25 protein-coding genes are annotated in these 25897 nt (G+C 65.5%); 20 read left to right on the forward strand and 5 right to left on the reverse strand.

The features are described from left to right. Nucleotides 1-274 precede the first annotated feature (274 nt). The 7 genes from AC1DB0_RS10445 to AC1DB0_RS10475 all read left to right on the forward strand — a co-directional run bounded on the left by AC1DB0_RS10445 (nt 275) and on the right by AC1DB0_RS10475 (nt 8106). Complete coding sequence (locus tag AC1DB0_RS10445; RefSeq protein ID WP_476758525.1) at nt 275-2626, forward strand: bifunctional salicylyl-CoA 5-hydroxylase/oxidoreductase; 2352 nt, start codon at nt 275-277, stop codon at nt 2624-2626. Beyond that, on the forward strand, nt 2623-3414 hold the full coding sequence (locus AC1DB0_RS10450) for an SDR family NAD(P)-dependent oxidoreductase (protein ID WP_054423254.1): 792 nt from the start codon (nt 2623-2625) through the stop codon (nt 3412-3414). The genes AC1DB0_RS10445 and AC1DB0_RS10450 overlap by 4 nt, the downstream gene beginning before the upstream one ends. Nucleotides 3415-3458: 44 nt before the next feature. After that, entirely contained in the window at nt 3459-4316 is an 858-nt protein-coding gene (locus AC1DB0_RS10455; RefSeq protein ID WP_054423255.1) for an enoyl-CoA hydratase family protein, read from the forward strand. 2 nt (nt 4317-4318) lie between these two features. Beyond that, nucleotides 4319-5488, forward strand: coding sequence for an acyl-CoA dehydrogenase family protein (locus tag AC1DB0_RS10460; protein WP_476758655.1), 1170 nt, complete (start codon nt 4319-4321; stop codon nt 5486-5488). Nucleotides 5489-5556: 68 nt separating this feature from the next. Beyond that, nucleotides 5557-7197, forward strand: coding sequence for an AMP-binding protein (locus AC1DB0_RS10465; RefSeq protein ID WP_342068094.1), 1641 nt, complete (start codon nt 5557-5559; stop codon nt 7195-7197). Nucleotides 7198-7218: 21 nt separating this feature from the next. Next, nucleotides 7219-7644, forward strand: a complete 426-nt coding sequence (locus AC1DB0_RS10470) for an acyl-CoA thioesterase (RefSeq protein WP_054423257.1) — start codon at nt 7219-7221, stop codon at nt 7642-7644. A gap of 51 nt (nt 7645-7695) precedes the next feature. Continuing rightward, nucleotides 7696-8106, forward strand: coding sequence for a RidA family protein (locus AC1DB0_RS10475; RefSeq protein WP_054423258.1), 411 nt, complete (start codon nt 7696-7698; stop codon nt 8104-8106). Between the two features lie 403 nt (nt 8107-8509). Here AC1DB0_RS10475 and AC1DB0_RS10480 read toward each other — a convergent pair whose 3' ends face one another. Beyond that, nucleotides 8510-9493, reverse strand: coding sequence for an AraC family transcriptional regulator (locus AC1DB0_RS10480; RefSeq protein ID WP_476758526.1), 984 nt, complete (start codon nt 9491-9493; stop codon nt 8510-8512). A 279-nt stretch (nt 9494-9772) separates the two neighbouring features. Between AC1DB0_RS10480 and AC1DB0_RS10485 the strand changes: the two genes are divergently transcribed. The 6 genes from AC1DB0_RS10485 to AC1DB0_RS10510 are packed head-to-tail and all read left to right on the forward strand — an operon-like array spanning nt 9773 to nt 15555. Beyond that, entirely contained in the window at nt 9773-10951 is a 1179-nt protein-coding gene (locus tag AC1DB0_RS10485) for an ABC transporter substrate-binding protein (RefSeq protein WP_054423371.1), read from the forward strand. 48 nt (nt 10952-10999) lie between these two features. Then, nucleotides 11000-12244: a dienelactone hydrolase family protein gene (locus AC1DB0_RS10490; RefSeq protein WP_476758653.1), complete on the forward strand. Its 1245-nt coding sequence runs from the start codon at nt 11000-11002 to the stop codon at nt 12242-12244. Nucleotides 12245-12253: 9 nt separating this feature from the next. Continuing rightward, nucleotides 12254-13603, forward strand: a complete 1350-nt coding sequence (locus AC1DB0_RS10495) for an aromatic ring-hydroxylating dioxygenase subunit alpha (RefSeq protein ID WP_342068004.1) — start codon at nt 12254-12256, stop codon at nt 13601-13603. After that, a complete protein-coding gene (locus AC1DB0_RS10500) occupies nt 13594-14127 on the forward strand; it encodes an aromatic-ring-hydroxylating dioxygenase subunit beta (protein ID WP_476758528.1) in 534 nt (177 codons plus the stop codon). Before AC1DB0_RS10495 ends, AC1DB0_RS10500 begins: the two co-directional genes overlap by 10 nt. Beyond that, complete coding sequence (locus AC1DB0_RS10505; protein ID WP_054423263.1) at nt 14127-14735, forward strand: cysteine hydrolase family protein; 609 nt, start codon at nt 14127-14129, stop codon at nt 14733-14735. Before AC1DB0_RS10500 ends, AC1DB0_RS10505 begins: the two co-directional genes overlap by 1 nt. A 13-nt stretch (nt 14736-14748) precedes the next feature. Continuing rightward, nucleotides 14749-15555, forward strand: coding sequence for an SDR family oxidoreductase (locus tag AC1DB0_RS10510; RefSeq protein WP_476758529.1), 807 nt, complete (start codon nt 14749-14751; stop codon nt 15553-15555). Nucleotides 15556-15629: 74 nt separating this feature from the next. On the opposite strand, the gene AC1DB0_RS10515 is transcribed toward AC1DB0_RS10510, so the two are convergent. Further along, complete coding sequence (locus tag AC1DB0_RS10515; protein WP_054423264.1) at nt 15630-17393, reverse strand: DUF342 domain-containing protein; 1764 nt, start codon at nt 17391-17393, stop codon at nt 15630-15632. A gap of 234 nt (nt 17394-17627) precedes the next feature. On the opposite strand from AC1DB0_RS10515, the gene AC1DB0_RS10520 reads away from it, so the two are divergent. Beyond that, entirely contained in the window at nt 17628-18386 is a 759-nt protein-coding gene (locus tag AC1DB0_RS10520) for a lytic transglycosylase domain-containing protein (RefSeq protein WP_054423265.1), read from the forward strand. Between the two features lie 81 nt (nt 18387-18467). Here the strand turns inward: AC1DB0_RS10520 and hemL are convergent, their stop codons facing one another. From hemL to AC1DB0_RS10535, 3 genes are read right to left on the reverse strand one after another with little or no spacing between them, the layout of a single operon-like run. After that, entirely contained in the window at nt 18468-19745 is a 1278-nt protein-coding gene (gene hemL, locus AC1DB0_RS10525) for a glutamate-1-semialdehyde 2,1-aminomutase (protein WP_054423266.1), read from the reverse strand. 5 nt (nt 19746-19750) lie between these two features. Next, nucleotides 19751-20410, reverse strand: a complete 660-nt coding sequence (gene thiE, locus AC1DB0_RS10530) for a thiamine phosphate synthase (RefSeq protein ID WP_175172063.1) — start codon at nt 20408-20410, stop codon at nt 19751-19753. After that, complete coding sequence (locus AC1DB0_RS10535; RefSeq protein WP_420840203.1) at nt 20407-21252, reverse strand: hydroxymethylpyrimidine/phosphomethylpyrimidine kinase; 846 nt, start codon at nt 21250-21252, stop codon at nt 20407-20409. The genes thiE and AC1DB0_RS10535 overlap by 4 nt, the downstream gene beginning before the upstream one ends. Before the next feature lie 125 nt (nt 21253-21377). On the opposite strand from AC1DB0_RS10535, the gene AC1DB0_RS10540 reads away from it, so the two are divergent. The 6 genes from AC1DB0_RS10540 to AC1DB0_RS10565 all read left to right on the forward strand — a co-directional run bounded on the left by AC1DB0_RS10540 (nt 21378) and on the right by AC1DB0_RS10565 (nt 25663). After that, complete coding sequence (locus AC1DB0_RS10540) at nt 21378-21542, forward strand: rubredoxin (protein ID WP_003814980.1); 165 nt, start codon at nt 21378-21380, stop codon at nt 21540-21542. Between the two features lie 153 nt (nt 21543-21695). Continuing rightward, complete coding sequence (locus AC1DB0_RS10545; RefSeq protein WP_175172065.1) at nt 21696-22283, forward strand: YqgE/AlgH family protein; 588 nt, start codon at nt 21696-21698, stop codon at nt 22281-22283. Then, on the forward strand, nt 22276-22677 hold the full coding sequence (gene ruvX / locus AC1DB0_RS10550) for a Holliday junction resolvase RuvX (protein ID WP_342067999.1): 402 nt from the start codon (nt 22276-22278) through the stop codon (nt 22675-22677). Before AC1DB0_RS10545 ends, ruvX begins: the two co-directional genes overlap by 8 nt. Nucleotides 22678-22698: 21 nt before the next feature. After that, nucleotides 22699-23622, forward strand: a complete 924-nt coding sequence (locus AC1DB0_RS10555) for an aspartate carbamoyltransferase (protein ID WP_476758530.1) — start codon at nt 22699-22701, stop codon at nt 23620-23622. Beyond that, nucleotides 23619-24926, forward strand: a complete 1308-nt coding sequence (locus AC1DB0_RS10560; protein ID WP_476758531.1) for a dihydroorotase — start codon at nt 23619-23621, stop codon at nt 24924-24926. Before AC1DB0_RS10555 ends, AC1DB0_RS10560 begins: the two co-directional genes overlap by 4 nt. Next, nucleotides 24923-25663 (forward strand): lysophospholipid acyltransferase family protein, encoded by a 741-nt coding sequence (locus tag AC1DB0_RS10565; RefSeq protein WP_054423272.1) that lies wholly within the window; start codon nt 24923-24925, stop codon nt 25661-25663. The genes AC1DB0_RS10560 and AC1DB0_RS10565 overlap by 4 nt, the downstream gene beginning before the upstream one ends. Nucleotides 25664-25897: the final 234 nt, after the last annotated feature.

Raw genomic sequence — 25897 nt, forward strand, 5'->3', positions numbered from 1 at the left:
GCTCCCACGCCCGCCCGCCCAAAACAACCTCATCCCACGAAGCCCCTACGAGCGCCCACCCAACACCCCCCCACCCACCAGCCCCCTACGCCCGCCCACCCCACACCCCCCAGAAGCCGTCCCCCTTTCCCCCCGCACCTAATAGCTTTCCCCCATTTGCGAACCCTCAACTTCAGGTATATATTTCAAGCCTAAACTATCCAGACCTAAATATCCGCGGCCCCCCGCTCTAGATAAACGAGCGACTGTCGCGTACCTCGGAGCGTATACGGCAATGAAAATAGTCTGCATCGGCGGCGGTCCCGCCGGCCTGTATTTCGGTCTGCTCATGAAACTGCAGAACCCTGCCAACGACATTACCGTCATCGAACGCAACCGTCCGTATGACACCTTTGGATGGGGGGTGGTGTTCTCCGACGCCACCATGCTGAACCTGCGTGAAGCCGATCCCGTTTCCGCTCAAACCATTGGCGATGCGTTCAACCATTGGGATGACATCGACATCAACTTCAAAGGCCGCAGCATTCGCAGCAGCGGCCACGGCTTCATCGGTATTGGCCGCAAGAAGCTGCTGAACATCCTGCAAGCGCGTTGCGAAGAAGTTGGCGTCAAGCTGGTGTTCGAGAACTTCGTCCAGGACGATCAATCCATCGCCCGCGAATACGACGCTGACCTCGTCATTGCCTCCGACGGCATCAACAGCCAGATCCGCACCCGCTACGCCGACACCTTTCATCCCGACATCGACCAGCGCCGTTGCCGCTTCGTCTGGCTCGGCACCAAGAAAGTGTTTGACGCCTTCACCTTCGCCTTCGTCCAGACCGAACATGGCTGGTTCCAGGCGCACGCGTATCGCTACGAAGATGGCATGTCCACCTTCATCGTGGAAACCCCCGAAGAAACGTGGCAAGCCGCCGGCATCGAGCAGATGAGCCAGGAAGAGGGCATCGCCTATTGCGAAAAGCTGTTTGCGCCCTGGCTGGACGGAAATGCGCTGATCAGCAACGCCTCGCACCTGCGCGGCTCTGCCATCTGGATTCGTTTCCCGCGCGTCATCTGCAATACCTGGGTGCACTGGAACACGCTGGATACCGCGCGTGGCCAGCGCCGCGTGCCGGTTGTGCTGATGGGCGACGCCGCCCACACCGCTCACTTCTCGATTGGCTCCGGCACCAAATTGGCGCTGGAAGATTCCATCGAACTCGCGCGCTGCCTGAGCGGCGCCGAAGGCAGTGTGGAAGCCGGCCTGAAGCACTACGAAGAAGTGCGCAGCGTTGAAGTGCTGAAGATCCAGAACGCCGCGCGCAACTCCACCGAGTGGTTCGAGAACGTCGAACGCTATGCCGAACTGGAACCCGAACAATTTGCCTATTCGCTGCTGACCCGTTCGCAGCGTATTTCGCACGAAAATCTGCGCTTGCGCGACCCGGCCTGGCTTGAAGGCTTCGAGCGCTGGATCGCCGAACGCGCTGGCGCGCCCACTGAATCCGGACAGCGCCCGGCCATCCCCATGCTGACGCCTTACCAAGCGCGCGGCGTGCGGCTGAAGAACCGCATCCTGGTGTCGCCGATGGCCATGTATTCCTGCACCGATGGCGTGCCGGGTGACTTCCATCTGGTGCACCTGGGCGCGCGCGCCATGGGCGGCGCCGGGCTCGTCATGGTGGAAATGACCTGCGTGTCGCCGGATGGCCGCATCACCCCGGGCTGCCCCGGCTTGTGGAACGACGACCAAACGCAGGCCTTTGCCCGCATCGTGAATTTTGTGCATGGCAACAGCGACGCCCGCATCGGCGTGCAATTGGGCCATGCCGGGCGCAAGGGCTCCACGCAGCTGGGCTGGCAGAAGATCGACCATCCGCTGGCCGAAGGCAACTGGCCGCTGCTGTCGGCCTCGGCCTTGCCCTACATCGAAGGCGTGTCGCAGACGCCGCGCGCCATGTCGCGCGCCGACATGGACGACGTGCGCGACAACTTCATCTCGGCCGCCCGCCGGGCGCAGGAAGCCGGTTTCGACTGGCTGGAACTGCACTGCGCGCACGGCTACCTGTTGTCCAGCTTCATCTCGCCGCTGACCAATCACCGCGGCGACGAGTACGGCGGCAGCCTGGAAAACCGTTTGCGCTTCCCGCTGGAAGTGTTCCGCGCCGTGCGCGAAGTGTGGCCCGAAGACAAACCCATGTCGGTGCGTATTTCGGCCAGCGACTGGGTGGAAGGCGGCATCACCGCCGACGACGCCGTCGAGATCGCGCGCTACTTCAAGGCAGCGGGCGCCGACATGATCGACTGCTCGTCGGGCCAGGTCAGCAAGGAAGAAAAGCCGGTCTACGGCCGCATGTTCCAGACCCCGTTCGCCGACCGCGTGCGCAACGAAGCGGGCATTCCCACCATCGCCGTGGGCGCCATCTTCGAAGCCGACCATGCCAACGGCATCATCGCCTCGGGCCGTGCCGACCTGTGCGCGCTAGCTCGTCCCCATTTGGCTGACGCCTCTTGGACGCTACGCGAGGCGGCGCGAGTCGGCTACCGTGATGTGGCGTGGCCCAACCAGTATTTTGCGGGCAAGCGCCAACTGGAAACCAACTTCGAACGCGCCGCCGCCATGGCGCAACTGGATATCAAATGACAACACTTGCGCAACCGCTCGCCGGCCGCCACGCGTTGGTGACGGGTGGCGCGCGCGGCATCGGTCTGGCAAGCGCCCGCGCGCTGCTTGAACGCGGTGCGCGCGTCACGCTGCTGGGCCGCGATGGGGCGGCGCTGGACGCCGCCGCCGACAGTCTGGCCCGCTTGGGGCAGGTGCAAACCGTCAGTGCCGACATCGCGGACGAAGCGTCGGTGCGCGCGGCCTTCGCGCAGGCCGAAGGCGAATTCGGCCCGGTACTGGTGCTGGTGAACAACGCAGGCCAAGCCGTCAGCCAGCGCTTTGACCGCACGGATTCGGCGCTGTGGCAGCAGATGATTGCCGTCAACCTGACCGGCACGTTCCACTGCATCCAGGCCGCGCTGCCGGGCATGCTGCAAGAAAAATGGGGCCGCGTCATCAACGTGGCGAGCACGGCGGGGCTGATCGGTTACGGCTATGTCAGCGCTTACTGCGCCGCCAAACACGGCGTGATCGGGCTGACCCGTTCGCTGGCGCTGGAAACCGCCACGAAGGGCGTCACCGTGAACGCGGTGTGCCCTGGCTACACCGAGACCGACATCGTGCGCGGCGCGGTCACGAACATCGTGGACAAGACCGGCATGACGCCGGAAGCCGCTCGGGCAAAACTCGCCGAGCGCAACCCGCAGGGCCGCCTGGTGCAGCCCGAGGAAGTGGCCGAGACGGTGGCCTGGCTGGCGTTGCCGGCATCCGCCTCCATCAACGGCCAGGCGATCGCCGTGGACGGCGGCGAAGTCATGACCGGCTAAGGCTGGCGCGCCCCATCAACCCCTGGATAACGAACGGAGACACCATGAGCACCCAGTCCGAAGAGCACACCATGAAGCACCACAAACGTCCGATGGCCGGCTATCAGGCCAAGACGTTCCTGTGGCAGGTGTCGGCCGACGGCAAGATCGGCACGGTTACGCTGAATCGTCCGGAACGCAAGAACCCGCTGACGTTCGATTCCTACGCTGAACTGCGCGACCTGTTCCGTTCGCTGGTGTATGCCACCGACGTCAAAGTTGTGGTCGTGACGGGCGCGGGCGGCAACTTCTGCTCGGGCGGCGACGTGCACGAGATCATTGGTCCGCTGACCAAGATGACGATGCCTGAACTGCTGGACTTCACGCGCATGACGGGCGACCTGGTCAAAGCCATGCGCGCCTGCCCGCAGCCCATCGTGGCCGCGGTGGATGGCGTGTGCGCCGGCGCCGGCGCGATGGTGGCGCTGGCCGCCGACATGCGCTTGGGCACGCCCGCCGCGCGCACGGCGTTCCTGTTCACGCGCGTAGGTTTGGCCGGCGCCGACATGGGCGCATGCACCTTGCTGCCGCGCATGATCGGCCAGGGCCGCGCGTCTGAGCTGCTGTACACGGGCCGCGCCATGACGGCGGAAGAGGGCGCCAGCTGGGGCTTCTTCAACGCGCTGCACGAATCCGGCGCGCTGGCGGATGCCGCCCAGACGCTGGCCGCCCAACTGGCCGCCGGCCCGACCTTTGCGCATGGTGTCACCAAGAAGCTGCTGCATCAGGAATGGAACATGGGCGTGGACGAAGCCATCGAGGCCGAAGCCGAAGCCCAGGCCATCTGCATGCAGACGCGCGATTTCCATCGCGCCTACGAGGCCTTCGTGGCCAAGCAAAAGCCGGTCTTCGAGGGGAACTGATGATGCGTGACGCAAGCTGGCTGGACTGGCCTTTCTTTGACGACGCGCACCGCAAGCTGGCGCATGACGTTGACGCCTGGTGCGAAAAGTCGCTGGGCGATGTTGACCATCACGACGCGGATGCGGCCTGCAAGAAACTGGTGAAGGCCATGGGCCAGGCCGGCTGGCTGCGCTACGCCGTGGCGGGCGGCCCGGGCGGCGCCTGGGGCGGCGCGCTGCCTGAAGTGGATTCCCGCGCTGTCTGCATTTTGCGCGAAACGTTTGCCCGCCACGAAGGGCTGGCGGATTTCGCATTCGCCATGCAGGGCTTGGGCAGCGGCGCTATCTCGCTGATGGGCTCGGACGAATTGCGCCAGCGTTATCTGCCGCGCGTGGCGCAAGGCGAAGCCATTGCCGCCTTTGCGCTGTCCGAACCCGACGCGGGCTCGGACGTGGCGGCGCTGGCTTGCGAAGCCAAGCTCGACGGCGATCACTACGTGTTGAACGGCGCCAAGACCTGGATCTCCAACGGCGGCATCGCCGACTTCTATGTGGTGTTCGCCCGCACGGGGGAAGCGCCGGGCGCGCGTGGCATCAGCGCCTTCGTGGTGGATGCCGACACGCCTGGGTTCGAGGTCAGCGAACGCATTGAACTGATCGCGCCGCATCCGCTGGCCACGATCACGTTCGACAACTGCCGGGTGCCGCTGTCGCACCGTTTGGGCGATGCCGGGCAGGGTTTCAAGCTGGCCATGATGACGCTGGATATTTTCCGCGCGTCGGTGGCCGCGGCCGCGCTGGGCTTTKCCCGCCGTGCGCTGGATGAAGGGCTCGCGCGCGCCAAGTCGCGCCGCATGTTCGGCCAGACGTTGGCCGACCTGCAACTGACGCAAGCGGCGCTGGGCGACATGGCAACGGCCATCGATGCCTCGGCGTTGTTGACGTATCGCGCCGCGTGGATGCGCGACGTGCAAAAGCTGCGCACCACGCGTGAAGCAGCGATGGCCAAGATGATGGCCACGGAATCGGCGCAGACCGTGATCGACCGCGCGCTTCAGATGTTCGGGGGCGCAGGCGTGGTGTCGGGGATGCCGGTGGAGAAGCTTTACAGGGAAATCAGAGCGCTGCGTATTTACGAAGGCGCCACCGAAGTGCAGAAGTTGATCATCGCCCGTGAACTGTTGAAGGCGTAAGGGGCCAGCGAGCCCTCGACCTTCCGCAAAGCAAACCACACCGCACCGCACACTCCAAGGGGAATGACATGGAAAGCTCCGCCCACATCGACACTTTTGCCCGGGACAATCTGCCCCCGGGCGAACAATGGCCAGAGTTCTTGCTCGACGGGCCCGACGTGGCGTATCCCAAGCGCTTCAATTGCGCCGTTGAACTGGTGGACGCCATGGCCGACCGCGGCTTTGGCGACCGCGTGGCGCTACGCTGGCGTCAGGACGGCAAGCCCGCCACGATGACGTATCGCGAGCTGGCCGCACTGACCAACCGCATCGCACGCGTGCTGACCGAGGACATGAAGCTGGTTCCCGGCAACCGTCTGCTGTTGCGCGGGCCGAACAATCCGATGATGGCCGCATCGTGGCTGGCCGCCATCAAGGCAGGCCTGGTGACGGTGCCCACGATGCCGCTGCTGCGCGCCAAAGAGCTCAAGCAGATCATCGAGAAGGCGCAGATTCAGGCGGTGCTGTGCGATGCGCGCCTGAAGGACGAAGCCCAATTCTGCGCGCAGCCCGAGCACGAACATCACTGCGCGGGCCTGTCGCAGATCATGTATTTCAACGACGCCGCGCCCGATGCGCTGGACGCGTTGGCCGCAGCCAAGCCTGACGATTTCACCGCCTGCGATACCGCGGCTGACGATGTGTGCCTGATCGCCTTCACCAGCGGCACGACGGGTTCGCCCAAGGGCTGCATGCACTTTCACCGCGATGTGCTGGCGATGTGCGATCTGTTCCCCAAGCATGTGATCAAGCCCGGCCCGGACGACATCTTCTGCGGCACGCCGCCGTTGGCGTTTACCTTTGGCTTGGGTGGTTTGCTGTGCTTCCCGCTGCGCGTGGGCGCAAGCACGGTGCTGGCGGAAAAGCTGACGCCGGAAAGCCTGTTGGAACTGATCCAGGAATTCCGCGCGACCATCGTGTTCACGGCGCCCACGTTCTATCGTCAGATGGCGGCGCTGGTGGGCAAGTTTGATTTGTCGTCTTTGAAGAAGAGCGTATCGGCGGGCGAAGCTTTGCCGGACGCGACGCGCCAGCTGTGGAAGCAGGCCAGCGGCATCGAGATGATCGATGGCATTGGCGGCACCGAGATGATTCACGTGTTTGTGTCCAGCCCGCCCGAAGCCGTGAAGCGCGGGGCCATTGGCCGCGTGGTGCCGGGGTATGTGGCGCAGGTGGTGGACGACGATATGAACCCGGTGCCCAATGGCACGGTGGGCCGTCTGGCGATCAAGGGCCCCACGGGGTGCCGGTATCTGGCCGATGAACGCCAGCGCCGTTTCGTGCAAAGCGGCTGGAATCTGCCGGGCGATACGTTCGTGCAGGACGATGACGGCTATCTGTTCTATCAGGCGCGCAACGACGACATGATCGTGTCGGCGGGCTACAACATTGCTGGCCCGGAAGTGGAAGACGCGTTGTTGCGCCATGAAGCCGTGGCCGAATGCGGGGTCGTGGGTGCGCAGGACGAAGAGCGCGGCCAAGTGGTCAAGGCGTTCGTGGTGCTGAAGCCGGGCTTTGCGCCCAGCGATGAGTTGGTCACTGCGATGCAGACGTTCGTGAAGGCGAACATTGCGCCTTACAAGTACCCGCGTGCGATTGAATTCGTGGCGGCCTTGCCGCGTACCGAGACCGGCAAGCTGCAACGGTTTGCGTTGCGCAATATGGCTTGAACAGGCAATCAGGAAATCATCATGGCCGCACCTTTCACTAGCCAGGTCGAAGTCCGCTTCCGTCATTGTGATCCGGCGGGCATTGTTTTCTACCCGCGCTATTTCGAGATGATCAATGACTTTGTCGAAGAATGGTTCGACAAGGGCATGGGGTTGCCGTTTCATGCGCTGCATGTGGACCGGCACATCGGTACGCCGATGGCGTCGGTGACGTGCGATTTCAGCGCGCCCAGCCGCTGGCACGAACGCTTGCGTCAGACGCTTTCCGTGCAGCGGATTGGCGGCGCGTCGTTCAAGGCGCTGGTGCGTTTCGAAGGGCCGGACGGCCAGTTGCGCTTGTCGGCCACGCTGACGATTGTGACGGTGGATTTGCGGACGATGAAGTCCATGCCCATGCCTGCGGACCTGCGGGAACGCATGCAGGATTATCTGGCGCCCGCGGCGTAAGCGGCGGGGGCCACCCTGTAGTTTGTTTTCTTAAAAATAGGATGAGACGTTATGAAGATTCTGCAACCGCCGGATTGGATGGCGCCACGGGGCTATTCGAATGGTGTGCTCACCGAAATGACGGTGGGCAGCAAGCTCGTGTTCGTGGGCGGGCAGGTGGGGTGGAATGGGCAGCAGCAGTTCGAATCGGATGATTTGGCGGACCAGGTCCGCCAAACGCTGTCGAACATTGTCGCCATCTTGGCCGAGGGCGGGGCGAAGCCTGAGCATATTGTCCGGATGACTTGGTATGTCGTGGACAAGGATGAGTACGTGGCGGCGTATCCGGCGATCGGGAAGCACTACCGGGAGTTCATCGGACGGCATTTTCCGGCGATGACGGCGGTGGAAGTGGCGGATCTGGTTGAGGATCGGGCTAAGGTGGAGATTGAGGTGACTGCTGTGGTGCCGGCTGCGGTTTAGCGTTGGCAGTACTGTTCTTGCTGTTGACGCCTGGCGCGTTGGCGGCCCGGGGCGCGCGGGTCAACGATTGCGGTCCGGAGCCTTCGCTCCGGACTTCCCCGTCGTCATCGTCGTTGTCGCCTTCGGCGACTGCCTTCCGATTCCCTCGGGCTTATCGACGCCCCGCGCGCCCCGGGCCGCCAACGCGCCAGGCTCCGCCAGTAGAAGCATGACGTCAGCGGGGGGCGGGCGGCTTTCTTAGGGCTTCGTTCGTCAATGGTGGCTGGTGGATGATCTTGCGGGGCCCGCCCCATGCCGGCCGCGCGGGCGGCCTTGTGGGGCTTACGCGATGTGGTGCGTCGTGGCGATGTGCGCGTTGCGCGTCGAGTGGACCCTACGCCGCGCGTCGCCCCTCAATTGCTCTCTACGCCACGCGCCTCGTCTCTCTCGGCAATTCGCCGAACCGTTCCCGGTAATACTCCGAAAATCTCCCCAGATGTCCGAAGCCTACGCCTAGCGCGACTTCTGTCACGCTCGCTTGCGCGTCGGTCTTCAGCTTGCGCCTTGCGGTGTCCAGCCGTAAGGCGCGCAGTGCGTGCATCGGCGTGGTGTCCCGGTGTTCCTGAAACAAACGGGTCAAGGCGGTGGCGCTGGCGCCGGCGTGGCGGGCGATGTCGGTCAGGGTGAGTGGGGCGGACAGGTGGTCGCGCATGTAGGTTTCGGCCAGCGTCAGGCGGCGGGGGACGTCTGGGGAGTGGCCGGCTTGCTGCTGCCAGGTGTTGGGCTGGTTGTAGAGCAGGTGCAAGACCAGCGTGTCTTCCATGTGCTCCAGCCACGCGGCGGGCGGGCGTGGGGCGCCGTCGTCCAGTGTGGGCAACAGGTGGATCAGGCTGGTGACCATGCTGCGCCAGGCGGCGCCGATGGGGTTGTCCAGGCGCAGGGCGGGGCTGAAGTCCAGCGGGCGGGTGGCGGCGTCGCCGAAGGCGCGGCGGCCGATGGCTTCGAGTTTGCCGCGCGGAATCTTCAGCAGCAGTTGTTCGCAGCCGGCTTCCCAGTGCAGCCGCAGCGGGCGGTTGGGGGCGATGACGGCGGCGCAGTCGGGGTTGGCGTTGACGCGCTCGTCGCCGCATTCGATACAGGCGCGGCCCCGTAGCGGGACTTGCACCAGCATGAAGTCTTGCAGGCGGTCGGGTTCGATGTGGACTTCGGCGCCGTAGCGCAACGTACAGACCGTCAGCGCGCCGAAGCGGCCGCGGTTCAGCTCGGCGTCCACGCGGCCGCCTTTCCAGGTCAGCCGGTGGTCTTTCAAGGCTTCGGACACGCGCGCGCGGGTCTCGTCTTGTTGGGTGGAGCTGAATACACGCCGTTTGAAGAGCGGCGCAAGCGCGAGTCGGGACCAGCCTTGCATGGATGCCTCCGGGACGGGAACGCTCCCGTGTCAGCGGCCAGAGTAATTTAAACGTCAAGCGTTTGGAATTAAGTGAATCCCGGATAAGACTGGCCGGAATCGGATAGAGCCGGGCTGGCGGGCGGCATACGCTAGCCGCAAGGTCCTCCCGGCACGTCTTGGAGGGCGTCGTCGCGGCGCGTAAGCTTGGCGACTTTGATCGGCAGCATGCGTGAACCGACGGCAGACGGGATCTGTCAGCTTTCCGCCAGCGCGGCTGGCGACGAATCGGGGTGGCACATGAATCGAAATCTCTGGAGCCGGCGCGCGCTGGCGGCGTTGGTTTGCATGTCTGCGGTGGCTGGCGCTTCGGCCGCCGACAAGGTCAAGGTTGGCTTGCTGACCACGTTGTCTGGTCCGGGTTCGGCGCTGGGCAATGAAATTCGAGACGGGTTCAATCTGGCGCTGCAACATACCGGCGGCAAGCTGGGCGGGTTGCCCGCTGAAGTGGTGGTGGCGGACGATCAGCAGAAGGCGGACACGGGCCGTCAGGCGGTGGAGCGGCTGCTCAAGCGTGACCGCGTGGATGTCATGACGGGCATCGTGTTTTCGAATGTGTTGCTGCCGGTGATGCCGGCCATTTTGCAGTCGGGCACGATTTATCTCAGCACCAATACCGGGCCGGAAAACTACGCTGGCGCGGGCTGTAACCCCAATTTCTTTGCGGTGGCCTGGCAGAACGAGGACATTCCCGCAGCCATGGGCAAGTACGCCGCGGACCAGGGCTTCAAGCGCGTGGCGCTGATTGCGCCCGATTATCCGGGCGGCCGCGAATCGCTCAACGGTTTCAAGCGTCTGTACAAGGGCGGCTTGTCGGAAGAGATCTACACCCAACTTGGCCAATTGGACTACGGCGTTGAGATCACGCGCCTGCGCGCGAGCAAGCCGGACGCCGTGTTCTTCTTTCTGCCCGGCGGCATGGGCGTGAATTTCATCAAGCAGTTCAACGGCGCTGGCTTGTCGAAAGACATCGCGTTGCTGGCGCCGGGCTTCTCGGGCGACGAGGACACGATCGCCGCGGTGGGCGCGCCCATTGCTGGGCTGCACAACACGTCGCAATGGGCGGCTGACCTGGATAACCCGGCCAACCGCAAGTTTGTGGACGACTTCAAGAAGACGTACAACCGCAGCCCGACGCTGTATGCCTCGCAAGGCTATGACGCGGCCATGCTGCTGGACAGCGCCGTGCGCCAGACGGGCGGCAAGCTTGAGGCCGACGCGCTGCGTCCGGCGCTGCGGCGCGCGGATTTCAAATCGGTGCGGGGTGACTTCAAGTTCAACCGCAACCAATATCCGATCCAGAACTATTACCTGCGCGTCGTCGAGGCGGGCGCGGATGGCAAGCTGGGCAACAAACTGTCGGGCACGGTGCTGACGCAGTACCAGGACCCGTTCGCTGCCGCCTGCCAGATGAAGTAAGGCAATACGCATCGCGCACTGCGCATTGCGCATCACAAGGAGAATCGCATGACCCAGAACATCACGACGCGTGAGGTGACGATACCCTCGCACGATGGCAAGTCCTTTGGCGCTTACCTGGCCGTGCCGGCCTCGGGCCATGGCCCGGGCCTGGTGCTGTGCCAGGAAATTTTTGGCGTGAACGACTTCATGCGCCGCGCGGCGCAGTTGCTGGCCGAAGAGGGCTATGTGGTGCTGGTGCCGGATTTGTTCTGGCGCCAGCAGCCCGGCATCCAGCTGACCGACGGCCCGGCCGACATGCCGCGCGCGTTCGAGCTGTACAAGGGCTTTGACGTGGAGCAGGGCTTGAAAGACATCGCGTCCACCATCGCGCAGTTGCGCGAGCTGCCTGAACAGCAGGGCGGTGTGGGCGTGCTGGGCTATTGCCTGGGCGGCAAGCTGGCGTATCTGGCCGCGTGCCGCACCGATGTGGACGTGGCCGTGGGCTATTACGGCGTGGGCATTGAAGACAGCCTGGACGAAGCGGCGACCCTGCGCGGCCGGCTGGTGCTGCACATTGCCGAGCAGGATGGCTTCTGTCCGCCCGCCGCGCGCCAGCGCATCCTGGACGCGCTGGGTGGCAAGCCCGGCGTGGAGCTTTACGTGTACCCGGGCATGGACCACGCGTTTGCGCGCACGGGCGGCGATCACTACGACAAGCCGTCCGCCCTGATGGCGCACCAGCGCAGCATGGCGGCCTTGCAACGTGCGATCGGCCCGGAGTTCGATTATTCGGCCTTGTGGGACAAGCACTGCGAGTACGAATTCGGCACGCGCGACGTCGCCGCCACCATGGCCACGATGGTGGCCGAGCCTTATGTGAACCATATCCCGACCATGACGGGCGGCGTGGGCCACAAGGAGTTGTCGCGCTTCTATCAGCATCATTTCGTTAACAGCAACCCGCCGGATACGCGGCTGATTCCGCTGTCGCGCACGGTGGGCGCAACCCAGATCGTGGATGAACTGCTGTTCTGCTTCACGCACACGAACGAGATCGATTGGCTGTTGCCCGGCGTCGCGCCGACCGGCCGCCCGGTTGAGATTCCGCTGATCGCCATCGTGAAGTTCCGCGGCGACAAGCTCTATCACGAGCACATCTATTGGGACCAGGCCAGCGTGCTGGTGCAGGTGGGTTTGCTGGACCCCAAGGGGCTGCCGGTGGCGGGCCGCGAAACGGCGGCGAAGCTGCTGGACGAGACCTTGCCGTCCAACACGCTGATGGCGCGTTGGAAAGACAGCGCCAACAAGTAGGAGAGCGACATGTCTTACACCGAAGAACAATTGGCCGCGATGGTGCGCGGCGATAGCGTGCACCGCGGCGTGTACACCGACCCGGCCATTTTTGATCTTGAGATGCAGCGCATCTACGGCCGCGCCTGGATCTACGTGGGCCATGAAAGCCAAGTGCCCAAGACGGGCGACTATCACACCACCCGCGTGGGCGACCAGGACGTGCTGATGGTGCGCGCCTCTGATGGCCGCGTGCACGTGCTGTACAACCGCTGCCCGCACAAGGGCGCAAAAGTGGTGGCCGATGGCGAGGGTTGCGTGGGCAAGTTCTTCCGCTGCCCCTATCACGCATGGACGTTCAAGCTGGATGGCAGCCACTTGGGCGTGCCGCTCAAGCAAGGGCTGGAAGGCACGTCGTATGACCCCACTGACCCGGCGTTTTCCATGCGGCGCCTGGCGCGCGTGGAAAGCTATCGCGGCTTTGTGTTCGCCAGCCAGTCCAAGGAAGGCCCCGAGCTGACCGACTTTCTGGGCGGTGTGCGTTCGTCGATCGACAACCTGTGCGACCGTTCCCCGGTGGGCGAAGTCGAAGTGGCAGGCGGCATCTTCCGCGTGATGCAGCGGTCGAACTGGAAGGTGTTCTACGAGAACCTGCACGACACCATGCACGCCCGTGTCACGCATGAATCGTCTTACGCCGCGGCCCGCGACGAGGCCAAGGAAATGGGCGAGATGCCGCTTGAGCTGCACATCATGGACGGCAACGGCGAGCCCTACGAGTTCTGGGAAAAGCTGGAGCTGCGCGCCTATGACAACGGCCACGGCTACATGGAAGGCATCTTCAACCCGGGGGCGGCCGAACGCGACCCGGTGTCGCGCGCGCACTTCGAGACGCTGACGGCCGCCTACGGCGAAGATCGCGCCCGCGAGATTCTGGGCATGAACCGCCACAACACGGTGATCTACGGCAGCGGCTCGCCGCACACGGTGTTCCAGCAGTTCCGCGTGATCCGCCCGATTGCCGTGGACCGCACGCTGATCGAGATTCAGACGTTCCGCTGCAAGGGCGCACCCGACGGCGTGTTCAAGCGCGCCATGCTGTACGCCAACGTCATCAACTCGCCGTCGTCCAACGTCATGCCGGACGATATCGAACTCTATAACCGCTGCCAGGAAGGCAACGCCACGCGCGGCGGCGAGTGGGTCAGCATGCACCGCTACCACGGCAGCGACCGCAGCGACGCCGACGGCATGGTGTCTGTGAACGGCACCAGCGAATTGCCCATGCGCAACCAATTTCGCGCGTGGAAGACTTATATGGAAGCCGGCGCGGCGCCGAACGGGAACGCGTCTGGCACGGGAGAAGGCGCATGCTGCTAGATCTGGAATTCGACGTCGGCACGACGAACCTGTCGCCGGCGGATGTGCCGGCGGATGCCTACCACCGCATCGCCCAGTTTCTGTACCGCGAGGCGCGGCTGCTGGACGAGCGGCGCTATGACGATTGGCAGGCGCTGTGGACGCAGGACGGCATGTACTGGATGCCGCGCACGCACGAACAGCAAAGTCCGTACGACCACATTTCGCTGTTCTGGGAAGACCGCATGCTGCGTGACGTGCGCATCCGGCGCCTGGAGCACCCGCGCAACTGGTCGCAGCAACCGCCCACGCGCAGCGTGCGGCTGGTGGGCGGTGTGCAGGTGGAAGGCGTGGATGCGGGCGGGAATCTGGTGGTGCATTCTGTGTTCCAGATGACGGAATGGCGCAAGCGCCAGCCGCGTCAGCTGGCCGGCCGCTACACGCACAAGCTGGCCGCCGAGGGCGACAGCTGGCGCATCCGCATGAAGCGCGTGGACATCGTCAATTGCGACGACGTGCACGATGTGTTCGAGGTGTTCGTTTGATGATGACGGACACCGCGGTGCTGGCGCTGCACTATCAGAATGACGTGCTGCATCCCGACGGCAAGATCCGCGTCGGGCTGGATGCCGACAACGGCGCGCGCCAGCGCCTGCTGGATAGCGCCGCCGCCTTGCTGGACGGTGCGCGCAAGCAAGGCTTGCCCATCGTGCACGTGCGCATCGCGTTTCGGCCCGACTACGCCGACCTGCTGGCCAACTGCGAGATCTTCCGCAACGTGGCGACCATTGGCGCAGTGCCGGAAGGGCAGTGGGGCAGCGCGTTCTATGACGGGTTGCAGCCGCTGCCCGGCAGCTCGCGCGAGTTCATCGTGAAGCACACGCGCATCAGCGCCTTTTACGGCACGCCGCTGGAAGAAACGCTGCGGGTGATTGGCGCGCGCCGGCTGGTGGTGGCGGGCGTGGCGACGCATTCGGTGGTGGAAGGCACGGTGCGCCATGCGGCGGATATCGGCTTTGATGTGATGGTGGCGGAAGATGCGTGCGCGTCCGCCGATGAAGCGGTGCATCAGGCGTCGCTTGCCAGCATGCGGCTGATTGCGCAAACGGGCTCGGTGGCGGATGCTGTGCGCTGGGCCGCCGCGCCGCACTGATCAAGGATTGTTCATGGATTTCTCAGGCTTTCCCGGCTTGGCCGGCAAGACCGCCATCGTCACCGGCAGCACGCAGGGCTTGGGCGCCGACATCGCGCGCGGGTTGGTGGCGGCGGGCGCCAATGTGGTGCTGGTGGGGCGCAACGCGCCCGCTGGCGAGGCGCTGGCGCAGGAGCTGGGCGAACGTGCCCTGTATTGCGAGACCGACATCGGCCAGGACGCGCAGATCCAACGCTGCATTGATGCCGCGCTGGCGCGCTTCGGCCGGCTCGACATCCTGGTGAACAACGCCTGCCAGTACGCGGACCGGGGTCTCGCGTCCTCGCGCGAGGAATGGCACAGCACGCTGGACACCAACCTGGTGTCGGCCGCCATCTTCACGCAAATGGCGGCGGCGCACCTTCCGCGCGGCGGGGTGGTGGTGAACATGGGCAGCACGGGCGGCAAGTTCGGGGCGGCGGGGCGCGCGCTGTATCCGGCGTCCAAGGCGGCCATGCTGCAAATTACCAAGAACTTCGCGGTAGAGCTGGCGCCGTCCGGGGTGCGCGTGCTGGCGGTGTCGCCGGCGTGGACGTGGTCGCCGTCGGTTGAGCAATTGTCGGGGGGCTCGCGCCAAGCCGCCGATGCGGTGGGCGCGCATTTTCATCCGCTGGGCCGCGTGGGGTCAGGTGACGAGATTGCCGCCGCCGTGTGCTTTGCGTGTTCGGATGCCGCGTCGTGGATGACGGGTGTGGATATCCCGGTGGATGGCGGGTTTTCCATCCTGGGGCCAGACCGCGGCATCTCGCCGCGGGTCTGGTTCAAGGAACTGGCGCCTTGATGTTGGCGCCTTGATGTGGCGTGATGGCCGCGGGTGGGTGATCTGACGGCGGCCGGATCACCCCGGGGGCGAGGTCAGCGGATGACGATCTCGCCTTCTTCCAGCCCGGCCTTGCCGCCGACCTGATCTTCCAGGAATTCCTGCATCTTGTTGCCCAGCTGGATCTTTGTGCCGCTGCAAAAGCGCCGCGTGGCGGTGATCACGGCGGTATGCAGGGGCTGAAGGTCGCGGATCAGCTGGCCTTCCTCTTCTTCCAGCGCCAGCAGGTCGCCCGCGAGTTTGACGTGCGTATTGCGGGCGCGCTCGGCCACATCAGCCGGCGCACGCTGCGGGTTGGCTTGCAGGAAGATCAGCAGCTGTTCCAGCTTGGCCTTTTCTTCGTTCATCTTCAGGCGCTTGCGCGTCAACGCCGAACGCTTGATGTCGGCGTGAGGGTCCAGACCCGCCTGGATCAGCGTGGGAATGCCCGAGGGCGAACCCAGCGTACCCGCGCGCACCGCGTTCAAGGCGCGCGTCTGGCCGCCGGTGATGGCGCTTTGCTGCGTGTTCGGCGGGCCGACCAGCACGCTGCCGCCCGCGGCGATGCTGCTTTGGCGGATTTCGCGTTCCACCTCTACGTCTTTGCCCGCGCTGATGATGGCGTTTTCAATGAACTTCGCCTTCAGCGTGCCGCCACAGACGATGTGGGCGGTGCGCGCAGTGGCGGCGGCGTCTTGCAGCGCTTCGGCCATGCCGATGATGCCGCCCTTGACCGTGACGCTGCCACCGGCCTCGACCAGCGCCGCTTCGATGGTGCCGTTGACCACCACGTCACCTGTCACGCGCACTTCCATGGTGGCGGCGATGTCGCCGCGCACCTGCAACGAACCTTCAAACGTGATGTTGCCGGTGGACAGGTTGACGGCGTCCACTTCTACCATCGGGTTCACCTGCACGCCCTGGCTGATCAGCGTGGGCGTGCCGGCGATGGTGGCACGCAGCAGCAGCGGATCTTCCGGGTCGACCGCCACGCCGGACAGCTCCTTGGAGAAGGGCGTGTCGGGCATCTCGTCGGGCAGCACGGGTTCGCCCAGCACGTTGGTGCCGTCCACGCCGGGCAACGGCGGAATGCGGCGCATCAGCGGGGTGCCGGGCGACACCAGCAGCAGGCTGCCCAAGTCGCGGTAGTCCACATGGGCCAGTTCGTCGATTTCCTGGGTGCGCGGTTTCAGGCGATCAAGCAGGCTTTCAAAACGGGTGGGGGTGCCGCGCGTGGGCGGCGTGCCTTGGGCAATCATCACCGTTTCGCGGCGGCCCTGTTCGACCGCTTCGGCCAACGCTTGCTCCAGCACGCCGTGCACAATGCCGCGGTCGGCGATGGCGTGGCGGACCATGTCCAACGTGACAGGCTGACCGCCCTTGGGCGGATGCAGCGTCAGCAGCGCGCTCATGCGCGACGGGTCGAGCTCCAGTTCGAACGAGCCGTCGACGACCTGGCCTACGGGAAACTGCACCGGCTCGGTGGCGCTGCGGCAGCGTTCGATGAAGGCTAGCGCGGCGTGGTTGTCCAGCGCGTCGGCGGTCCAGCCGTGCGCGACGGCGGCGGCGGTCAGCGTGTCCCAGTTGGGAGCGTCTGGATTGATGTGGGGGGCGGGGTCCACCGCGACGGCGGTGTCGGTGTCTTGCTCGGAAGCGGCTTCGCCGCTTGCATCTGCGGGGGCGGCGTCCGTGCTGGCGGCGTCGGCCGTGGGGTCATCGTCTGACAACGGCGCTTCGGGGCGCGGAGGCGGCGTGTATAGCGCCGTCAGGACGTTGGTCGTGGCATCCAGCACCAGCTGGAGCGTGTTTTCTGCGTCCATCTCAGCCTCTCCCGCCTGGCACGAAGCGGCCAGGTTCATTCATTTGGTAAATAAACGAAATATTGCGACATATTCTAGCGCAGCGTCGGTCATCTGTCCTAGTTACGGCCCTGTTTCACATTGGGATTTGACTCGCGGCGGGGGACTAGGACGTAGGACCGAGCGACAAACCGGACTGATCGCCGCAGCATAGGGACTCGCCAACGCGTCTTTGGACGCCGCCGGAGCCCCGACATGCAATGTCCTCACCGATCCATTCTGCCGGCCTTTCGCGCCCTTCTGGCGCGAGCCGGGGGCGTGGCGGCGCTGACGGCCATTGCGGCGGGCGCGCTGGCGCTGGCGCCCGCAAGCCCTGCCCAAGCCGCCGATATCTACCGCTACAAAGACCCCTACGGCGTCTGGCGCGCCATGAAAGTGCCCACCGGCTACGCCAAGTATTACAAGCGGGCGCAGGCGCGCACCGTGTGGCGGGGCAACGGCATCAAGGTCTGTCTGGAATGCCCGCCGCAGCCCGGGGACGGCGCGAAACTCGCATCGCTTTCGTCGACGCCTACTTCCCGCGCCCTGCGCTGGGGGGACGCCAAGCCGCCCACCGCGCACGACGGCCTGATCGCTCGCGCGGCGCAGGATTCGGGCGTGGACCGGGCGCTGCTGACGGCTGTCATCGCGATTGAATCGGGGTTTCGCAGCGATGCGCGTTCGCCCAAGGGCGCGCTCGGCCTGATGCAGTTGATGCCGTCGACGGCCGCGTCCGTGCTGGCGGTGGATGACATCGAGCGCGCGCTGGTGGACCCGGCGACGAACGTGCAAGCGGGCTCACGCCATTTGCGCCGATTGATCGACCAGTATCCGGGCCGCTTGGACCTGGCGCTGGCGGCGTATAACGCGGGGGAAGGGGCGGTGCGCAAGTACGACGCGGTGCCGCCGTATGCGGAAACGCAGGCGTACGTCAGGGACGTGACGGCCTTGTACGAGCGCTACAAGACGCCTTGAGCAAGGCGCTGCGGGACTGTCAGGTGCGAAGTCCCGCGAGCTGATTCAGGGACGCCCGGCATAGCGGGCGCCCCGCAAGGCTTACATCGCCGCGAAAACCTTTTCGGCGATATCCAGCGTGGACTTGATCACGGCGTCGTCATGCGTGGCCGACACGAAGCCCGCTTCGAACGCGGACGGCGCGAAGTGCACGCCGTGGTCCAGCATGGCGTGGAAGAAGCGGTTGAACGCCGCCGTGTCGCACTGGGACACTTCGGCGAACGTGGCCGGCACCGAGTTGCTGAAATAGATGCCGAACATGCCGCCCACGGAATCCGCGGAAAATGCCAGGCCGGCGGCGCGGGCGCGTTCTTGCAAACCCTGGGCCAGCTTGGTGGTCTGGGCCGACAGCTTCTCGTAGAAACCGGGCGCGGCGATCAAGCGCAGCGTGGCCAGGCCCGCGGCCACGGCCACGGGGTTGCCCGACAGCGTGCCGGCTTGATAAACGCCACCCAGCGGGGCGATATGCTTCATGACTTCGGCGCTGCCGCCAAAGGCGCCCACCGGCATGCCGCCGCCAATCACCTTGGCCAGCGTGGTGATGTCGGGCTTCACGCCCGTCAGGCCCTGCACGCCTTGCGGGCCGACGCGGAAACCGGTCATCACTTCGTCAAAAATCAGCAGCGCGCCGTGCTGCGTGCAGACTTCGCGCAAGCCTTCCAGGAAGCCGGGCGCGGGCTTGATCAGGTTCATGTTGCCGGCAACCGGCTCAACGATGATGCAAGCGATGTCGGCGCCGTGCTGCGCAAAGGCCTCACGCACGGCGTCCAGGTTGTTGTATTCGAGGGTCAGCGTGTGCGACACGAATTCCGGCGGCACGCCCGCCGAGCTGGGGTTGCCGAAGGTCAGCAGGCCGGAGCCCGCCTTGACCAGCAGGCTGTCCGAGTGGCCGTGGTAGCAGCCTTCGAACTTCACGATCTTGGCGCGGCCCGTGGCGCCGCGCGCCAGACGGATGGCCGTCATGGTGGCTTCCGTGCCCGAGCTGACCAGGCGCACTTGCTCCAGCGACGGCAGACGCGAAATCAGCACTTCAGCCAGTTCGATTTCGGCTTCGGTGGGGGCGCCGAACGACAGGCCGTTGACGGCGGCTTCCTGCACCGCGCGCACCACTTCGGGGTGCGAGTGGCCCAGGATGGCGGGGCCCCACGAGCCCACGTAATCGATGTACTGCTTGTCGTCCGCGTCCCACACGTACGGGCCCTGCGCACGCTTGATGAAGCGCGGCGTGCCGCCGACAGAGCGGAAGGCACGCACGGGCGAGTTCACGCCGCCGGGGATGCTGCGGCAGGCGCGTTCGAAAAGCTGTTCGTTACGGGACATGGCGTTCAAGGCTTGCGATGGGTTGAGTAGGGCGCGGAGCAGGCCGCCGCGGCGGCTCGGATGCTGGGCGCTTCGAAAAGTCCGGTGATGACGGCGATGGAATCGGCGCCCGCCTGGGCGACGAGCAGCGCGTTATCGGGGGTGATGCCGCCGATGGCGACCACGGCGGGCCGGGGCGCGTCGCGTTCTTCGACCAGACGGCGGGCTTCGGTCAGCACCGACAGCGGCGCGCGCACGGTGTCTGGTTTGACGGTCGACGGGAACATCGCGCCGAAGGCGATGTAGTCGGCGCCGGCGTCCAGCAGTTCGCGGGCGCGCGTCAGGTCGTCGTAGCTGGAGCCGCCCAGGATCAGGTCGGGGCCGGCTTCGGCGCGGATGTGCGCCAGGCTGGCGTCTTCGCGGCCGACGTGTGCGCCGTCGGCGCCGACGTCCAGCGCCAGGCGCCAGTCGTCATTGATCAGAAACACCACGCCCAGCTCGCGGCACAGCGGCGCCAGCGCGCGCGCCTGTTCGGCGCGCACCGAGTCGGGCACGTTCTTGCGGCGCAGTTGCAGGGCGCGCATGCCGCCTTCGGCAGCTTTGCGCACCGCCTGCATCAGGCGTTCGGTGTCGTCCCATTCCGGGGTGACGCCATACAGGCCAGCGGGAAAACGCAGCGGTTTCATTGCGGTTGAATCCGGTTGGGAATGCGCCGGCCCATGCCCGGCAGGAAGCTGGCGGCCACCGACGCGTCGGCATGCGCCAGGCCCTGGCGCACGGCTTCGGGCATTTCCAGCCCGCGCGCCAGCATGGCGGTGATGGCGGTTGCGGCCAAGCCGCCGGCGTCGCCGTTGCGATCCGGCGGCGCCTGCCACGGCCAGGTGTGCGTCTGGCCGGCAGGGCCGAGCAGCACGTTGGCGTAATGGCCGGGGCGCTGGGGGCTGCCCAGCACCAGCACCCATTCCGCGCCCGCCGCCACCAGGGCGTGCATGGGCGAAGGTGCGTCCCCGATATCGATGTCGCCATCGGCATGCCACTGCGCCAGACGCAGGTGCTCGATGACCAGCAGATCAGTTTGCGGCAGCACGAGTTCAAGGGTGGCGGCCAGCAGATCGTCGGCGTCGTCCTCGTCGGCGGCATCCGCCGGCAGCGGGGCGCGCTGACCCAGGTGCAGCACCAGCGGCACCTGGCTGTAGTCGGCGGCGACTTGCGCGGCAACGCTTGCCGTTTCCGCGGTGTATAGTCCGCCCACCTTGATTGCCTGCACGGACATATCTTCCAGCAGGCAGCGTGCCTGGTCGTCCAGCAGGTCGGGCGAAACGGGATGGATTTCTTCGATGCCGGCAGTGTCCTGCACGGTCAGCGCGGTTACGGCCGCCAAGCCATGGCAACCCAGACGGGCGCAGGTAACAGCGTCAGCGGGCAAGCCGTCAGATCCCGAGGGATCGAGCGGGCCGAAGACCAAAACGAGAGGGGGAGTAACGGGGGCCACGTAGACAGCGCTTGAGCTTGAGCGGGGGACCTGGATTCATTTTGAGGTGAATCAGGGGAACCCCTATTGGGTTTCGGTAAGATTGTCCCCATTCTAATGGAAGCCCCCCACCTTTGCCCCGCCGCGGGGAACCGGGTCGGGATTTGATGTAAGAGAGAACTATGCGTACTTGGATGTGTCTGATTTGTGGCTGGGTCTATGACGAAGAGGCCGGCCTCCCTGACGAAGGCATTGCACCCGGCACCCGCTGGGAAGACGTGCCGCCGAACTGGGTCTGTCCCGAATGCGGCGCCCGCAAAGAGGACTTTGAATTGATGGAAATCTGAAGCCAGACCCGCTGACCTATTCCGCCAAGGCTCGTAAGATGGGGCCACACCCCATCCCTCGTAACCGCAGGACGGTCTGCCGCCAGGCATGATGGGCCACGTTAGCGTGCGCCTCGTCCTCGGTTCTTTCAGACTACCCATGAAGGGGTTGCCATGACGGAAAAACACCACGAATCCGCCTCGACGCAGGCGGCCAACTTTGCCAACCAGTTCCTGATCGCCATGCCCGGCATGGTCGAAGGCAGCCTGGCTGGCTCGGTCATTTACGTGTGTGAACACACCGAACGCGGTGCGCTGGGCCTGGTCATCAACCGGCCCACCGACCTGACGCTGGGCACCTTGTTCGAGCGCATCGAATTGACGCTTGAAATCGGCCCCGTCAAAGACACGCTGGTTTATTTCGGCGGCCCGGTGCAAACCGATCGCGGCTTCGTGCTGCACGCGCCTGCCGGCGATTACAGCTCCAGCATCAAGATGGGCGCCATGGCGCTGACCACCTCGCGCGACGTGCTGCAAGCCGTGGCCGACGGCAACGGGCCTGCCCGCATGCTGGTCACGTTGGGTTATGCCGGCTGGGGCGCAGGGCAGCTGGAAAGCGAAATGGGCCAGAACGCCTGGCTCAGCGTGGGCGCCGACGACCACATCATTTTCGACGTGCCTGCCGAAGACCGTTACCCCGCCGCGCTCAAGCTGCTGGGTATTGATCCGGTGATGCTGGCGGGCGATGCAGGCCATGCCTGAAGAAACCCTGCTTGGCTTTGACTTCGGCGAAAAGAAAATCGGCATCGCCATTGGCAACACGCTGACGCGCCAGGCGCGTCCGCTGGAAATCATCTTCAGTGAACTCCGCGATGCGCGCTTCGGCCGCATCGCCGCCTTGCTTCAAGAGTGGCAGCCCCATCGCGTTGTTGTGGGGCTGGCGCTGGACGCTGACGGCGGCGAACAGCCCGCCACCGCGCGTTGCCGGCGCTTCGCAAATCAGCTGCATGGCCGTTTCGGCATCGCTGTTGAACTGGTCGACGAACGCGGTTCCAGCATGGAAGCTCAACGCCTGCTGGGCACCCACGCGGCCGACGATGCGATGGCCGCGGCTGTTATTCTGCAACGGTATCTAGACTCTCTGCCTGCGGCCTGACGCGCGCGGCTCGTCCTGCTTATGCTCAATCCGCAACTTGATCGCCGCGGCGAACTCATTCATCTGCTGACAACGGAAGGGCTGCCGCGGCGCCACGTCGAGCGCCTGCTCGATACCGCGCGAGCCTGGGCCGCAGGGGAACCGCCGCTTGCCACGCCGCGCCCCGTCTTTCTTTCCCTGCCTGACGACGACCCCGACCGCGACGCCTACGCGCAAGCCGCCACGCGCTTGTCGCTGCTGCCGGTTGTGCTGGATGCGCAAGAGGCCGATCCGCAAGCGGGCGATGCCTTGGCCCAGACCGTGTCGCGCTTGGAGCCAGGCGTGCTGGTGCTGCGCCACGCGGCCAGTGGCGCGGCCCATTGCGCCGCCGCGCATGCGGCGCCCGGGCTGCGCGTTCTAAATGCCGGCGATGGCGTGCATGCCGACCCCGTGCCGGCTCTGGCGCGCGTGCAGGCGATGCTGGACATCAAACAAGACCTGACCCATCTGGCCGTGACGCTGGTGGGCGACATCCGCCATTCGCGCGTGGCGCGCGCGCTGATTCACGCCATGACAACGCTGGGCGTGCCTGATGTGCGCGTGGCCGCCCCACGCACGCTGCTGCCGGAAAGCCTGCCGCAGTTGGGCGTGCGCGCATGCGCCACGTTGCAGGAAGGTTTGCAGGATGCCGACGTGATCATCGTTCTGCCCTTGAACATGGAAGCCATCAGCGGCGCGTTGCTGCCTTCCGCGCGGGAATACGCCCAAGCCTATGGCGTGACGCTCGCGACGCTTGCCGCCGCCAAGCCCGATGCGCTGCTGCTGCCCGGTGGCCCGCTGACGCCGGGCGTGGAAGTGGATGGCGATGTGGCCGCCAGCCTGCCGCCCATCGAGGCGCAGTTGGCCGACTTTGAACAACACCTGCGCCTGGCTGCCTTGAGCGTGCTGGCCGGAGACCCGCCATGAGGCTGCACATCGTCCACGGCCGTTTGATCGACCCTGCAAATGGGGTGGACGGGCGGCATGATCTGTTTGTGGCCGATGGCCGCGTGGTGGCCGTGGATGCCGCGCCTGATGGGTTTCACGCTGATCGCGTGCTGGACGCCAGCGGGCTGGCGGTGCTGCCCGGGCTGATTGATCTGTCTGCCCGCGTGACGCAGCCGGCCGCTGGGGCCAACGCGGCCAGCACGGCATTCGCGCCGGCTGAATTGCGTGCGGCATTGGCCGGCGGCGTGACCCGCCTGGTGATGCCGCCGGACCCAGACGGGGCGCTGGACGAACCGGGCAAGGTCGAGTCCTTGATGCGTCAGACCGAAGCCGGCCAACCCCGCATTCATCCGCTGGGCGCGATGACGGTGGGCTTGGCGGGCGAGACGCTGACCGAGATGGGTCTGCTCGCACGCGCGGGTTGCATCGCCTATGCGCAAGGCGAGCATGGCATTGCCGATACGCGCGTGTTGTGGGGCGCGATGCGTTATGCCAGCGGCCTGGGTCACACCTTGTGGCTGCGTCCGCAAGACCCGTGGCTGGCGCGCGGCGCGGTGGCGGCCAGCGGGGCGTATGCCGAACGTCTGGGCCTGGAAGGCTTGCCGCCCCACGCCGAGACGGTGGCGCTGCACACCATTTTTGAACTTCAGCGCGCAACCGGCGTCCGCGTGCATTTGACGCGTCTGTCGACGGCGGCGGGGTTGGAGCTGCTACGTGCGGCCAAGCGGGAAGGCTTGCCGGTGACGGCGGACGTGTCGGCGCATAACCTGCATTTGACCGACGTTGATATCGGGTTCTTCGATACGAATTTTCATGTGCAGCCGCCGCTACGCGGGCAACGGGATCGCGATGCGATTCATGCCGCGCTGGCCGAAGGGCTGGTCGACGCGCTGTGTTCGGATCACACGCCGGTCACTCCCCAAGGCAAGGCCGCGCCGTTCCCGATGTCTACGCCCGGTGCGACAGCGTTGGAGTTGTTGCTGTCGCTGACGCTGAAGTGGGTGCGGGATCGTCGCCAGCCGCTGATCGATGCACTGGCGCGTGTCACGTCCGGCCCGGGTGCGGTGCTGAACACGATCATGGCGGGTGTGGCGCAGGCTGGCCAGTTGGGGGTGGGGGCGCCTGCGGATTTGTGTTTGGCTGATCTGGACGCCGAATGGCTGGTGATGCCGGCGGCGCTGCAAAGTCGCAGCGCCGCGTCACCGTTCGCAGGTATGATGCTGCCCGGTCGGGTACGCGCCACCGTGGTCGGTGGCCAGCTGGCCTGGGAGACTTCAGTTTGAAGCTGCTGCGCTTTGTCCTACGGCTGGCTCTGGTGCTGCCGCTGATCCTCTTTGGCCTGTTTTGTGTGGGCCTGGTTTATCCCTTTATCCGCCCGGCCTCGCGCGCGTGGCTGAACCGCACATGGTCGCGGGCGTTGATGGCGGCCTGTGGGCTGCGGGTGTCCTTCAAGGGCCAACCGCGTCTGAGCGGGCCGGTGCTGATGGTGGCGAACCATGTGTCGTGGATCGACATCTTTGTGCTGAATTCCGCCCGGGCGACGTCTTTCGTGGCGAAAAGCGAAATCCGCAAGTGGCCGGTGATTGGCTGGCTGGTGGCGGGCGCGGGCACGCTGTTCATTGAACGCGGCCAACGCCATGCGGTGCACGCGATGGGGGAGTCAATGCAGGCTCGCTTCAAGCTGGGCGATGCGGTGGGGTTGTTTCCGGAAGGCACGACCACTGAAGGCTTTGATCTGCTGCCCTTCCATGCGAGTTTGTTCGAACCGGCGCGGTCGGCGGCGGTTGAAATCCAACCGGTGGCGTTGCGGTTTATGCGTGACGGCAAGCGGGATGGGTTTGCTGCGTTTGTCGGCGAAGAGAGTCTGGTGGCGAATCTTTGGCGGGTGATGGGGACGACGGGGCTGTCGGTGGAGGTGGTGTATCTGCCGGTGCTGGAGGCGCGTCATCCGGATGGGAGTTTGCCTACGCGGTTGGAGTTGTCGCATCAGGCTCGGGATGCGATTTTGGGGGTGCTTTAGGGGGCTTGGCGGTCGGGGGATTTCTTCGGTCGCTTGTTGTTGCGGAGGTTTGTGGTTTTCGTCGGGGGCTCGTTGTTGCGGGGGCGTCGGGCTTCGTAGGTCGCCCGTCGGCGCGGTGGCCCTGACTGCGCGCGCCCACGATTGCGGTCCGGAGCCTTCGCTCCGGACTTCCCCCTCGTCATCTTCGTCCAGGCCTACGGCCTTCCCTTCAGATTCCCTCGGGCGCATCGAGGT

It is taken from the genome of Achromobacter sp. 10T422 (assembly GCF_056394065.1).

Bases quoted from the DNA above. Each gene is read 5' to 3' on its own strand.
- AC1DB0_RS10520 (WP_054423265.1), top strand. From the start codon at position 17,628: ATGCAATGTCCTCACCGATCCATTCTGCCGGCCTTTCGCGCCCTTCTG.
- thiE (WP_175172063.1), bottom strand. From the start codon at position 20,410: ATGAAACCGCTGCGTTTTCCCGCTGGCCTGTATGGCGTCACCCCGGAA.
- AC1DB0_RS10465 (WP_342068094.1), top strand. From the start codon at position 5,557: ATGGAAAGCTCCGCCCACATCGACACTTTTGCCCGGGACAATCTGCCC.
- AC1DB0_RS10555 (WP_476758530.1), top strand. From the start codon at position 22,699: ATGCTCAATCCGCAACTTGATCGCCGCGGCGAACTCATTCATCTGCTG.
- AC1DB0_RS10455 (WP_054423255.1), top strand. From the start codon at position 3,459: ATGAGCACCCAGTCCGAAGAGCACACCATGAAGCACCACAAACGTCCG.
- ruvX (WP_342067999.1), top strand. From the start codon at position 22,276: ATGCCTGAAGAAACCCTGCTTGGCTTTGACTTCGGCGAAAAGAAAATC.
- AC1DB0_RS10545 (WP_175172065.1), top strand. From the start codon at position 21,696: ATGACGGAAAAACACCACGAATCCGCCTCGACGCAGGCGGCCAACTTT.
- AC1DB0_RS10490 (WP_476758653.1), top strand. From the start codon at position 11,000: ATGACCCAGAACATCACGACGCGTGAGGTGACGATACCCTCGCACGAT.
- AC1DB0_RS10515 (WP_054423264.1), bottom strand. From the start codon at position 17,393: ATGGACGCAGAAAACACGCTCCAGCTGGTGCTGGATGCCACGACCAAC.
- AC1DB0_RS10505 (WP_054423263.1), top strand. From the start codon at position 14,127: ATGATGACGGACACCGCGGTGCTGGCGCTGCACTATCAGAATGACGTG.
- AC1DB0_RS10450 (WP_054423254.1), top strand. From the start codon at position 2,623: ATGACAACACTTGCGCAACCGCTCGCCGGCCGCCACGCGTTGGTGACG.
- AC1DB0_RS10560 (WP_476758531.1), top strand. From the start codon at position 23,619: ATGAGGCTGCACATCGTCCACGGCCGTTTGATCGACCCTGCAAATGGG.
- AC1DB0_RS10495 (WP_342068004.1), top strand. From the start codon at position 12,254: ATGTCTTACACCGAAGAACAATTGGCCGCGATGGTGCGCGGCGATAGC.
- AC1DB0_RS10510 (WP_476758529.1), top strand. From the start codon at position 14,749: ATGGATTTCTCAGGCTTTCCCGGCTTGGCCGGCAAGACCGCCATCGTC.
- AC1DB0_RS10470 (WP_054423257.1), top strand. From the start codon at position 7,219: ATGGCCGCACCTTTCACTAGCCAGGTCGAAGTCCGCTTCCGTCATTGT.
- AC1DB0_RS10500 (WP_476758528.1), top strand. From the start codon at position 13,594: ATGCTGCTAGATCTGGAATTCGACGTCGGCACGACGAACCTGTCGCCG.
- AC1DB0_RS10475 (WP_054423258.1), top strand. From the start codon at position 7,696: ATGAAGATTCTGCAACCGCCGGATTGGATGGCGCCACGGGGCTATTCG.
- AC1DB0_RS10540 (WP_003814980.1), top strand. From the start codon at position 21,378: ATGCGTACTTGGATGTGTCTGATTTGTGGCTGGGTCTATGACGAAGAG.
- AC1DB0_RS10445 (WP_476758525.1), top strand. From the start codon at position 275: ATGAAAATAGTCTGCATCGGCGGCGGTCCCGCCGGCCTGTATTTCGGT.
- AC1DB0_RS10485 (WP_054423371.1), top strand. From the start codon at position 9,773: ATGAATCGAAATCTCTGGAGCCGGCGCGCGCTGGCGGCGTTGGTTTGC.
- hemL (WP_054423266.1), bottom strand. From the start codon at position 19,745: ATGTCCCGTAACGAACAGCTTTTCGAACGCGCCTGCCGCAGCATCCCC.
- AC1DB0_RS10480 (WP_476758526.1), bottom strand. From the start codon at position 9,493: ATGCAAGGCTGGTCCCGACTCGCGCTTGCGCCGCTCTTCAAACGGCGT.